At 56.4% G+C, this 11,927-nt stretch carries 7 protein-coding genes; 2 read left to right on the forward strand and 5 right to left on the reverse strand.

What is annotated here, in order from left to right:
* The first annotated feature begins 135 nt into the window (after positions 1-135).
* Complete coding sequence (pdxR, locus tag Tam1G_RS05840; RefSeq protein WP_101625779.1) at positions 136-1,638, forward strand: MocR-like pyridoxine biosynthesis transcription factor PdxR; 1,503 nt, start codon at positions 136-138, stop codon at positions 1,636-1,638.
* On the opposite strand, the gene phnX is transcribed toward pdxR, so the two are convergent.
* From phnX to Tam1G_RS05860, 4 genes are all read right to left on the reverse strand, one after another.
* Positions 1,626-2,408, reverse strand: a complete 783-nt coding sequence (phnX, locus tag Tam1G_RS05845; protein WP_101625780.1) for a phosphonoacetaldehyde hydrolase — start codon at positions 2,406-2,408, stop codon at positions 1,626-1,628. The two genes, pdxR and phnX, sit on opposite strands and share 13 nt — an antisense overlap.
* A gap of 177 nt (positions 2,409-2,585) precedes the next feature.
* Positions 2,586-3,794: a 2-aminoethylphosphonate--pyruvate transaminase gene (phnW, locus tag Tam1G_RS05850; protein ID WP_101625781.1), complete on the reverse strand. Its 1,209-nt coding sequence runs from the start codon at positions 3,792-3,794 to the stop codon at positions 2,586-2,588.
* Positions 3,795-4,085: 291 nt separating this feature from the next.
* Positions 4,086-6,965, reverse strand: a complete 2,880-nt coding sequence (locus Tam1G_RS11785; protein WP_207553075.1) for an extracellular solute-binding protein — start codon at positions 6,963-6,965, stop codon at positions 4,086-4,088.
* A gap of 3 nt (positions 6,966-6,968) precedes the next feature.
* Positions 6,969-7,757: an ABC transporter ATP-binding protein gene (locus Tam1G_RS05860; protein ID WP_101625782.1), complete on the reverse strand. Its 789-nt coding sequence runs from the start codon at positions 7,755-7,757 to the stop codon at positions 6,969-6,971.
* A gap of 484 nt (positions 7,758-8,241) precedes the next feature.
* Here Tam1G_RS05860 and Tam1G_RS05865 point away from each other — a divergent pair, with 484 nt between their 5' ends.
* Positions 8,242-9,420: an anion transporter gene (locus Tam1G_RS05865; RefSeq protein WP_101625783.1), complete on the forward strand. Its 1,179-nt coding sequence runs from the start codon at positions 8,242-8,244 to the stop codon at positions 9,418-9,420.
* A gap of 12 nt (positions 9,421-9,432) precedes the next feature.
* On the opposite strand, the gene Tam1G_RS05870 is transcribed toward Tam1G_RS05865, so the two are convergent.
* On the reverse strand, positions 9,433-11,763 hold the full coding sequence (locus tag Tam1G_RS05870; RefSeq protein WP_101625784.1) for an alpha-L-arabinofuranosidase C-terminal domain-containing protein: 2,331 nt from the start codon (positions 11,761-11,763) through the stop codon (positions 9,433-9,435).
* Positions 11,764-11,927: the final 164 nt, after the last annotated feature.

Raw genomic sequence — 11,927 nt, forward strand, 5'->3', positions numbered from 1 at the left:
TGGCGGAATAACGCCAAAACGCAGATATTCTGCGGTTCCGTAAAACCACACCGTGGAATAATTGCCACATGGTGGAGGGCGGTTGCCGCATGGAAGTGCACAGAACGCTAGGGTGGGGTGATTAAGGAGGCGATTATGCAGTTGCAGTTGAACCGGCGCAGCAGCGTGCCGCTGTATAGGCAGCTGGCCGGTGAATTGCGTGAGCAAATCGTCTCCGGCGCTCTTGCGGAAGGCTACCGCTTACCTCCCGAACGCGAGCTTGCAAAACGGCTGGAAGTCAATCGCACCACAGTGTTGCAGGCATACCAGCAGCTCAAAGATGAAGGATTCATCGCATCCAAAGTCGGCAAAGGCACATTCGTATTGCCGCAAACGGTTACTGGCGATTTGCAGCCGGCGACGGATGATATCGAACCAACCATCATCCGCCCGCCGTGGTCCGTATTGTTCAGCGATTACTCCAACCGATTCACGTACCATGACATTGCTGTGGCGAATCGTGCGCAAAATGGTCAATCACTGATTGACTTCGCCACCGGTTCGCCAAACCCAGCTGATATTCCCGATGATTTGCTTCGCTCGGTAAGCTTGGAAGCATTCGCATCGCACGAATTCGACGGGCAGCCGGAATCTCCGATTGAAGGATTCCCTGAACTGCGCGAACTATTGGCCGAACATATGCGCTCCCGAGGCGTGCATTGTAATGCGCGCAATGTGATGGTGCTATCAGGCTCCGAACAAGGCATCGACCTGTGCGTACGCGCATTCATTAACCCTGGAGACTGCGTGCTCGTGGAACAATCCACGTTCTTTCCGGCTCTGCAGGCCTTCCGGTCAGCCGATGCTCGAATCGTGGGCGTACCCGTGGATGCATACGGTATGCGAACCGACCTATTGGAAGGTTACTGTGCCCGATTCCATCCAAAATTCATCTACACAATTCCGACTTTCCAGAATCCGACCGGCTCAACAATGCCGGCAGCACGCCGCAAAGAACTCATCGATGTGGCGCGACGCTACCAGTGCCTCATCATCGAGGACGATGCATACGGGGAACTCTGGTATGGGGGAGTGGATACGGCGAATAGTGATGCCAATCGCCCGGTGCCTCTCAAAGGTATGGAAAATGCAGGATACGTAATGTATCTCTCCACCTTCTCAAAAACCGTAACATCAGGATTGCGAACCGGATGGATTGTAGCGGACCCTCATGTGATCGGGCGATTGGCCGCCTTGCGCCGCATGGTCGATCAGCATACGAGCACATCATCGCAACGCATCTGTTTGGAACTGCTCAAAGAAGGACGCATCGCCGAGCATGTGAAAACATTGACGGTCGCTTATCAGCAGCGACGAGATACAGCAGTGGCGGCATTGGAACACTATGCAACTGCCGGTATGACATGGAATGTACCGGAAGGCGGCTACTACATTTGGGTGACGTTACCGGAAGGCGTGCGCTCGCTGGAAGTACTTGACCGATGCCGTGCGAAAGGCGTCACGTTCATGCCAGGAAGCGTTTTTGATGTTGATGAAACGGATGATTCACATATTCGGCTGAATATGGTGCATCCGGATGCTGCTGATATTGAACGCGGCATCCGGATGATTTGCGAATCGATTGCTCAGGCAAGCTGAGTGAGCAGCGTCGGCAGTTCGGCCATCGTGTCGATCACGGCGTCGGCACCAGCGTTGACGAACGCGTCGCGTGCGGCTGCGCGAGCTTTGGCCTTATCGGCATCAGACAATGCGTTGAATTCGTCCTCAGAGAGCGCCATTTGAGAGCTGCCCTCCGTCACGCCGATGGTGAAGACACCGGCATTCTTGCCTTCGCGAATATCGGAAAGCGTGTCTCCCACCTTAGCGGCCTTGCGCACATCAGTGACGCCCAACTTCTCAAGATTCCTGAACACCATGTACGGGTACGGGCGGCCAAAACCGTTCGTACCGTCCGGGCTAATCCAGAAATCCGGAGCATAGCCATTCTCGGCGGCCTTCGGAACCACAATCTCCATCATCTTATCCGTGTAGCCAGTGGTGGAACCGATCTTGATGCCGGCTTCACGCAGCGCGGCAACCGCATCCACCACACCCGGCTTCGGGTCGGCGAAACCATCGAGAATGGAAAGCAGTTTCGGCTCAAAATGGCTGTAGACGGCATCCACATCCGCATCGGTGGGGGCTGCGCCATGCTCATCCTCCCAAGCGCGAGCAATGCGATTCATGTGCAGCATCGTATTGATATGGTCATGCTTCAGCATGCCCATCGGCTTGCGGGTTTCGGCCATCGTGGGCTCGATACCGAACTCCTTGAACGCCTCCTGGAAGGCGCGAACCGGAGCAAAGCAGCCATAATCCACAGTGGTGCCGGCCCAATCAAAAATAACAGCTTCAAAACGGTTGGTCATGTGAGAATTCCTTTATCGTTGAATGCGGTATGTAAGGAAGGCTTGGTGATGTGGTGTGTGCTTTCCGACTGTAAGCAGCGCAGGCGTGTGCTAAGCTCTGCGAGCACGCGCCGGAGCGAGGCCAAACGGCCTTGAGTGTGTCGGGAAGCACACGCCACATCACCAAGCCGGCAATAGTCAGGCGGTGAGCTTGACGTTGGCGGGGGCGGTGGCCTTGATCGGTTCGCCGGCCTTATCCATAGCGGCAATGGCTTCCGGCACGGAGACGGAGCCGGTAGCGGCCTGAAGCAGGCCGCGCTCACCCATGTAGAGGGCCAGCAGCTCGGTCACTTTTTCAATATCATCGGTGTAGATTTCACCGATGTTGCCCAGACGGAAGGTGTCTTCGTTGGTGAGCTTGCCCGGGTAGATGGCGTAACCGCGTTCCTTGATGAACTCGTACATGTCGTGGAAGTCGAACTTGGTGCCTTCCGGGTAGAGGAAGGTGGTGATGATCGGACCCTGATGGTCCTTGAGGAACACGCGGAAGCCAAGTGCCTTCATGCGGGCGATAAGCAGATGGTTGTTGAGCGTGTAGCGAGCGGAGCGGGCCGGAATGCCACCTTCGGCGAACATTTCGTCAAGCGCCTTGGAGAAAGCGAGCACCACGTGGGTGGGGGAGGTGTAACGCCACTTGCCGTTGGCCTTCTCGAGGGTGTTCCACTGATCCCACAGGTCAAGGGAGAGGGAACGGGCCTTGCCCTTGGAGGCTTCCAGCTTGGCCTCGTTGCAGATGATGAAGCTGAAGCCAGGCACACCCTGAATGCACTTGTTGGCGGAGGAGACGAGGAAGTCGATGCCCCAGTCGGCCACCGGAATATCCACGCCGCCGAAGGAGCTCATGGCATCCACCATGAAAGTGCAGCCGTGCTTCTTGGCCACAGCGGCCACGGCCTGAATGTCGTTCAGCAGGCCGGAGGTGGTTTCGGAGTGAATCATCGAAACGTGGGTGATGGTCGGGTCGGCAGCAAGGTATTCCTCAACCTTGGCGGCATCCGGGATGCGATCGTACGGCTCGGCGTACTGGGTGTAGGCGATGCCGGCGTGGTCGCAGATCTTGGCCTGACGGTCGCCGTAAGCACCGTTGGTGCACAGCAGCACCTTCTCATCCTTGCCGATTACGGAGGTCAGCACGCTTTCCACGCCGAAGGTGCCGGAGCCCTGCATCAGCACGACGGTGTAATCGTCGGCGTTCACGTGGGCGAGTTCGAGCAGCTGGCGGCGAATCTTCTGGGTGATCTGCTGGTAATCCTCATCCCAAGTGCAGTGGTCGAAGAGCATCTCTTCCTTGACCGTGCGGGTGGTGGTCAGCGGGCCGGGGGTCAGCAGCTTGTATTCGTTTGCCATTGGTGGATTTCCTTTCTTGGATTCTGCGGCCGAGTCTAATCAGCCACGTAGTGTCTGTAATCTTCTACGTAGTTTTATAAAGACAGACGGAGTGTCGTATGTAGTTCTGTATGTGATGAGTGTTGGCGCGTTTGGTTGGCATGTATGATGCCCGACACACTCAAGGCCGTTCGGCCTCGCTCCGGCGTGTGCCCGCGGAGCTTAGCACACGCCTTCGCTGCTTACGGTCGGGCATCACACATCCCAACCAAACGCTGCGCAATGCATGATTTGTAGAACCAGGACCTGTGATTATTTGCCCTGCGCGAGGCGCTTGCATTCAGATGAGAAGTCCTGGTGCTCTTGCAGCAGGTCCACGGTCAGGGGCTTCGGGAAGGTCTTGGAGCGCTTGGAGGCGTTCGCCGGAGCCTTCTCGCCCTGGTGGAGCGGCGTCGGATAGGTCTTCAGCAGCTCCTTGCGGCCTTCGTCGATGATCACGCCGGCCATCTTCTGTGCCTTCGGGCTGGTCTTGGCGCCCTTATCGAGCACGGCCACCGATTCAGTCAGCGAGTAGTTGCCTTCCTCGGGGTCCACGTAATCGATCGGCAGCCCCTTCTTCTTATCGGCCACGGCCTGATGGCGCAGGCCGAAACCGATTGCCACTTCGCCGGAACGCACGGCCTTCAACGGTCCTGAGCCGGACTGTTCAAGGTGCGGGCCCGCGTTGCGGTAGATGGAGGTCAGAATCTGCTTGCCTTCATCGCCGGTACCATAGGCGTCGGCGATGGCCTGAATCATCAGCCAACCGGTGGAGGAGCCTTCCATATCCGGCACGGAAATCAGGCCCTTGTACTGTGGGTCGGCCAAATCATTGAAGCTCTTCGGCTCGGGCACTCCGGCTTCCTTCAGCGCGGTGGTGTTCACGATGATCGCACCTTCTTGCGCAGTGGTGGGGGATCGGTAGGCGGGAGCCTTGGAATTCTCGGAGGTGCCGAGCAGCTTGGAGTGCACGTCGGTCAGATCGGCGAACATATGGTTGCGATCCTGCGCAGAATCCACGTAGTAGGAGCTCATGGTGAGCATGTCCGCTTCGAGAGCCTTGCCTTCGGCGAGCATCTTGCCGCCGAGTTCGGAGGTGCCGAAGCTTTGGATGATGTACTGGTTCTTGAAACCGTTGTTATCCAAAGCATGCTGGAAGGCCACTACAGCCTCATCGTCGGCGTTTGTGTAAATCACCACTTGGCCATTGGTGCTTGCGGTCGCCGTAGCTCCGAAACCGAAGCCGACTAGCAGCACGGCGAGCACCGCGGACAGCCCTGCAGTGAAGGCGTTGCGAGCCTTGCGGTTGCCGGAAGTCGGCAGCGGGAAGTCCGGCGTGCCGGTATGCGCGGCCTGTGCGGCGGCGGTCAGTCGCGTATCGGCGGCGACCGTGGAACGGGCGGCGGCCAGCTGCGGGGTCTTGACAGTCGCGCGGGCGGCAACCTTAGCGCGCTCAGCCGAGCGGTCGCGCGTGGCGAAGGCAATCACACCCTTGACCACCAGGTTGGTGACCAGAATCAGCAGCGAGAGCACGAACACGTCATCGAACTTGGCGATGTGCTGCAATGCGGAGATCTTCGTGGTGATCACCTGCGTGCGGGCACCGGTCAGGAAGACCACTGCGGAAATCGTCACCATAGCGTTGACGAAGTAGTAGCCGAAGACCTGCAGAATGGTAGGCCATGCGTTTGGCGTGACCACGCGCACGATGGTTTTGATCCAGTTATCGCCCATAAGCTTGGCTGTGGTTTCCCAACCGGCGTTCATCTTGGAGAGCGAATCTTTAATCATCTGGTATGGGGTGGCGAAGTAGTGGATGATGTTCGCAATAATCAGAATCCAGAACGTGTTCTGCAGCGAGGAGCCGGAGAAGGCGAACAGGAAGGCGATGCCGAGCACCATGCCAGGCACGGTGTTGATGATTGCGGAGATTGCGTCCACCGAGCGCTTCGCCCAGTTCGGCAACTTGGAGCGAGAGGTCACGAGACCCGCGGCGTAAGCGAACAGGCAGCCCACGATGGCGGTCATCACGGCCACGTACAGCGAGTTGGTGAACACTTGCGTCAGTTCGGAATCGGTGAACATGTTCGTAATGTGCGAGAAGGTGGGCGCCACATTGAACGGCCATTCGGTGACGAACGGAATCAGCAGAATCACGGCGAACACCGAGAGCGTGCACACCAGCACCACCACGGAAGCGATGCCGCACGCCCAGTCGCGGCGCTTGCCCTTCGGCAGTTCAACCTGGCTGATTTGCTTGTAACGGATGGCGAAACGCTCCAGCACGGTCATCAGAATGATGGAGATGATCGAAGGAATAAGCATGAACACGGCGATCACTGCACCACGGTTGAAGTTCGGAATGGAACCAAGCATCTGGTTGAACAAGGTCATAGCCAGCACGTCATACTCGCCGCCCACCGAAGTCGGAATGCCATAGTCGGTAAACGCGAGGAAGAACGACTGGATAAACGCCACGGCCCTCGTGCCAATCAACGGCCGCAACACAGTGTTGAGGAACGTGGTGAAGGGCTTATCTCCCATAATGTGCGAGACGATGATGAACTTCTTATCCACGAACTGGAAGCTGTTGTTGATCAGCAGGAAGCAGGTAGGCAGCGTGTAGATCACGTAGCCCATCAACAGGCCGTTGAAACCATAGATATCGAACAGCTGATGCCCGAACAGGCGAGTGATCAGACCCTGCTTGCCGAACGAGTAGATGATGGCGAAACCGTAGGTGATGGTCGGCAGCAGCATCGGCAGCTGGGCGAGCAACGCTACGGCCTTCTTGAATCCGGCCGGCACATTCGTGCAATTGATGGTGTAAGCCAGCAGGAATGCCAGCAGCACGGCCACCAGCGCGGAGGTGGCGGAAACGGCCAGCGAGTTAGTGATCGAGCGGGTGAACTCCGGACGGGAGAGCACGGCCGCATAGTTGGAGAGCGTTGCGGCGCCGGAAGCGGTGGTGAAGGAGCGGATGATGACCAGCACCATAGGTACCACGAGGAACGCGGCGAAACAGACGGCCACAATAGCCAGCAGCGTCCATAATTCAGTCTGCTTCGGAGCGCGCGGGCGGCGCTCATAGTTGACGATCTCAGGGCGGATGTTAGGCAGCTGCTTGCCTGCCTGAATGGATTCGACGGACATGGCTCAGGCCTCCTGCCCTGCGAGCGCGTGAGCTTTTTCGTCGGCCTCGGCTTCGTTGAACAGCGAGTAGATGTTGTTGCGCTTCGCCTCAAGCTGGTGCAGGATGAACTTCTTGACGAAGTCGCTTGCCGGATGCTCGATAATGTTCTCCGGCGTATCGAACTGGGCGATCTTGCCGTGGTTGATGATGAGCACCTTGTCGCTCATCGTGCAGGCTTCCTCGGGATCGTGGGTGACCATGATGGTGGTGAGCTTGTACTGGTCCACGATCTGCTTGATCTTGGCCTTGATGGATTCCTTGATCACGCCGTCCAATGCGGAAAGTGGCTCGTCGAGCAGCAGCAGCTTCGGCTTCATCACCAGTGTGCGGGCCAACGCCACGCGTTGCTTCTGGCCACCGGACAGCTCGTCAATGTGCTTGTTCAGGTGCTCTTCCAAACCGAGCAGCTTGATAAGCTCCTTGATTTCCGCTTCGGAGGAGATGCCGGGGTTGTTGCGAAGACCATAGGTGATGTTCTCGTAAGCGGTGAGGTTCGGGAACAGGGCGTAATCCTGGAATACGATGTTGAAGCCGCGCTTCTCCATCGGCACCTGGGTCAGATCCTCGCCGTTGTACAAGATCTGGCCGCTGGTGGCATCGGTAATGCCAAGAATGATGTTGAGCAGCGTAGTTTTGCCGCCGCCGGAGGGACCAAGGATGGACATGATTTGGCCATCGCCCAAGGTGAGGCTGATGCCGTTCAACACATGAGTGTCACCGAACGATTTGGTGATGTTTTTCAGTTCGAGCATATTTCCCAACTTGCCTTCCGCAGCTCACTGCAGAATTGAATTTTCCGGACATTCAACATTCAGTTATGCGCGGCCAAAACCGCTAGGTCGTACTTTCATAGTCCGGCAAAAGTGGGTGGCGTGAATCTTACATTGGGGAAAGCTCAAGGAAGCGACGGTGAACAGTAAGTAAAACTACATGTTTTACCCGTAGTCGCCGTAGTTTGTCGATAATTGCGTAGGTGCGCTGCCTCGAAAGCGACCAAGCTGAGTTCCTGCCAACGGCTTTACTTCCAACAACATGCATATATCTGCAATTTGCTATCCGTTCACCCTGCCGTAAACAAGGCTCTAATAAAAAAGTCGGGAGCGCAGCCCAATCGCCAGTAAGGATAAGTGCCAATTTGCGCAAAAAAGGTCGGAAAACAGCACGCCGAGACTACGTACTAGGCAAGGCGTTCCGATACTATTAACCACGTCAGAATGGCTTAAACACGGAGGATTCATGCGGCGCTGGCTGATCAAGCTGCTGAAGAACGAGACGATTCTGGTGGTCGCCGCAGTACTCGCACTCATCTCCTGTTTCATAGTTCCGCCAGACGCCGACTACAAGGGTTACATTCACGCCAGCACCATCAGCCAGCTCATCTGTCTGATGATTGTGGTGTGTGGATTCCAGCGCATCGGCGTCTTCCGCATCATCGGCTCTCGCCTGCTGGAGAAAACCAGCACAATGCGCGGCCTCGTCATCACACTGGTATCGCTTACCTTCTTCTCCGCCATGCTCATCACCAATGATGTGGCGCTGGTGACATTCGTACCGTTTGCAGTAGCCGTACTCATCATGGCCGGCCAGCAGGAGCGCACGATCTTAGTGGTCACGTTGATGACCATCGGCGCCAACGTGGGTAGTATGCTCACCCCGATTGGCAACGCACACAACCTGTACTTAAAAGCCCTCACTGGCATGCCGACGCTGGAATTCATTGGCATCATGGCTCCATATTCCATCGTTGCCGCCATACTGCTGGTGATTGTGGCCAGCGTGGTATTCGGCAAGCAGCCGGTCGGCAATCTCGGCAACCTCGAAACCGGTGTACTGGCCCCTGAGCGCAACAAGCATCAGCCTGACGAAATTCGCATCACCGGCTATGGAGCCGGCTACGGCGGTTGGCGAACCGTGGTCTACACGCTGCTGTTCGTGGTCTGCCTGCTTGCCGTCTCCGATGTGATTCCGCTGTGGGCCATGTGCGTGATCGTGGTAGTGGTGTTCCTGTTCACCGACCGCCGCGTATTCCGCTACGTGGATTGGGGCCTGCCGCTCACCTTCTGCATGTTCTTCATCTTCATCGGCAACATGAAGCGCGTGCCTGAATTCTATGAATTGGCGCGCTCGCTGGTCGGCGGCCATCCGCTCGAAGTGGCCGTGGCCTCCAGTCAGGTGATCAGCAACGTACCGACTACAATTCTGCTTTCCGGCTTCTGCGATCAGTGGCGTGAACTGATCATCGGCACCAACTTGGGTGGCATGGGTACGCTGATTGCTTCAATGGCTTCGCTGATTTCCTACAAGAACGTGGTACGTCAGTATCCCGATAGGAAAGGCCGTTATCTGGCCATCTGCTCGGCAGTCAACGTACTGTTCCTCGTAGTACTCGTAGGCTTGAGCTGGATTATCGAATAGCGATGATTTGATTTACTGCCAGCGAGCGGTGACCACAGTCAGGCTGTAAGGCTTGATTTTCATTGCCATCAGCGAATTCGTAGCAGGCAAAGATACTTTGCGAAGCTCTGGAACAATAGCGCCCTGCGCCTCACCGCGATAGTCGATAGTGGTTTTGGCTTTCGGCGCGGCGGCCAGCGTCTCAATATCAAGGTGGACCGCACCCGTCCTGTTGGAGCTGCTGCCCAATACCGCCAATCCGCGTTCGATTTCCAACGTCACATCCACGGCAGTGGCACCGGTGTTGACGATTTTGATATATCGATAGTTGCCGGGCTTGTTGCCACCGGTCGCGCTCACATACAAGTGTTGCGCTTCCTCGGTCTTTTCCGTATCCACCCGATAGGTCAGCTCGCCCACATGCGTGGAAAACATGCGTTCCGTCTCATAGTTCAATGTGGGGTTCACATGCGCCGGATTGAATTCAATAAGATTCTGTGCCCAACCCTTCGCTGGAATATGAGCCAGTAGTGGAGCATAAGACGTCATCTTCACCACATCCGAATTGCGTTCGCAGCCAGTCAAAAACGCGGCCTCGCCAAGCGCCGACTTCCACGTATTCGCGCCCTGTTCGGTTTGTGGCTGGCCTGCAAAATACCCGTTCGCGGAGTATTCGCCAAAATACACGCCGGCACCGCAACGCGGGTAATGGTCAAAACGATAGGCTTGCGCTTCAAACCATTGTGCCGAATGATAGGAATGCTCATCCACGATGATTGCATCTCCGGTGGCGGAATCCTGCGCTCCCTTGCCGGTGGATGCCGCAGTGCGCGCATAATCCCATGTACGTTTCATTGCAGGCTGGAATGGGAAAAGACCAGCGCTCATCACGCACAGCATATGCGGGTAGCGTTCATGAATCGCTTCGCTGATACGCGTGAACTTCGCCACATAATCCGCGCCGAAATTCTCATTGCCCACGCCAATCATGTCCAAACCAAACGGTTCCGGATGCCCCATGTCTCGGCGAACCGCAGCCCACGGGCTCGTATCCGGGTTCCCATTGGCGAATTCAATCAAATCCAGATAATCCTGAACCACATTGTGCCGGAACGCTTCGGAATCAATATCCATATGCTTCGGATCGCGGCCGGGAGACTGGCATGCAATACCGGCAAACAGCGTCGGCAGCGGCTTGGCACCCAAATCCTCGCATAGGCAGAAGTATTCATAAAAGCCGATTTGATAACTCTGGCAGTAGCTGGAACCATCCGGCATTTTGAACGACCACATGGAATACTGCGGGCGCCGAGCGGGAAGCGCGCCGATTGTATCCTTCCAACGATATTCATTGCCGGGAGTGACGCCTTCCACAATGCAGCCGCCGGGGAATCGCATAAAGGTTGGATGCAACGCCTGAATGGTTTCCACCAAATCACGCCGAAGCTTGCCATAGCGCCATTTCGGGTCTCCCGCGCCCCAATAATCGGCATCCATGAATTGCACTGTGTCCAGATCAAACATCACACCAGTGCGGATAGGAGTAGTAGGGTAGTCGGCGGCGGTCGGTGCATCATCGCTTGATGTGTAGTCATTGGGCACAGTATCGTCTCTGGGTGCCGGCTCAACGGCAATGCGCAAAATGCCATAGTCGGTCCCCGTGCCGCGCACCTGCGCTCTACAGTGTACCCAGTTGCTCTGCTCGCCAGCGTAATCCTTGGAATCCTCGGAATCATGATGAACATCATTGCTGGAGCCAACGGAATGCGCAGCAGCACAATCAAACCGGGCGACTTCAGTCAATGGATTGCCCTGCTCATCAATCACACTGATGTCCAGCACAGCGCGCCCCAATACCGGGCGCAACTGGAAGTCAATGTCATAGGAATGCCCGTCAACAATGGAGAAAGCAGGCTCGTTGCCGTTGCTGCCGCCGCCGTTATAACCAAAGTTTTCAATGCAAACAGACTCGTCCGAACGAATGGCGCCGGCCGTATCGGTTTGGCAGCTATATGCGGGAAGCGTGGCGCGCACGCGTGCGTACCGACTGTGTGCATGAATCGGAGGATCAGGGCAGTATGTGGCAAGTATCTGACCATGCTCGCCGCGAATTTCCGTGCCATAACTTTCAGCGGAACAGTTGATGAAATGCCAGAAGCGTAACGGGTCGGCTTCGGTACGCCAACGATCAGAGCCGGAAAATCTCCAAGTGCGATGGTCGAGATAGACGCCGTCGAAGCTGTAATTATTCACCATATTGGCGTTCAGGCCACCATCGGCACTGTGATTGATATCTTCGAAAAAGACGCCGTACAGCCGCTCACTCGTACGATGAGTAGGGTCTGAGACCGTAATCCGAACCATGTCTCCAATTGTAGGTGCTGGCTGCGTGATGGCATGGCGAAGGTAAACGAAAAAGTTCGCTCACAGTTCATATTGCGGTTAATGCAAATCGGGGGTTTTCCACGTGCGAGCCGGTACGCTCGAAGGCAGTGAATAATTAATGATGGCGACGATCAGGAGCGGGC

The sequence above is a fragment of the Bifidobacterium imperatoris genome, assembly GCF_002860405.1.
GTDB classification, from domain to species: Bacteria; Actinomycetota; Actinomycetes; order Actinomycetales; family Bifidobacteriaceae; genus Bifidobacterium; species Bifidobacterium imperatoris.

Coding starts and splice junctions, on each gene's coding strand:
- Tam1G_RS05870 (WP_101625784.1), bottom strand. CDS start 11,763: ATGGTTCGGATTACGGTCTCAGACCCTACTCATCGTACGAGTGAGCGG.
- Tam1G_RS11785 (WP_207553075.1), bottom strand. CDS start 6,965: ATGTCCGTCGAATCCATTCAGGCAGGCAAGCAGCTGCCTAACATCCGC.
- Tam1G_RS05865 (WP_101625783.1), top strand. CDS start 8,242: ATGCGGCGCTGGCTGATCAAGCTGCTGAAGAACGAGACGATTCTGGTG.
- pdxR (WP_101625779.1), top strand. CDS start 136: ATGCAGTTGCAGTTGAACCGGCGCAGCAGCGTGCCGCTGTATAGGCAG.
- phnX (WP_101625780.1), bottom strand. CDS start 2,408: ATGACCAACCGTTTTGAAGCTGTTATTTTTGATTGGGCCGGCACCACT.
- phnW (WP_101625781.1), bottom strand. CDS start 3,794: ATGGCAAACGAATACAAGCTGCTGACCCCCGGCCCGCTGACCACCACC.
- Tam1G_RS05860 (WP_101625782.1), bottom strand. CDS start 7,757: ATGCTCGAACTGAAAAACATCACCAAATCGTTCGGTGACACTCATGTG.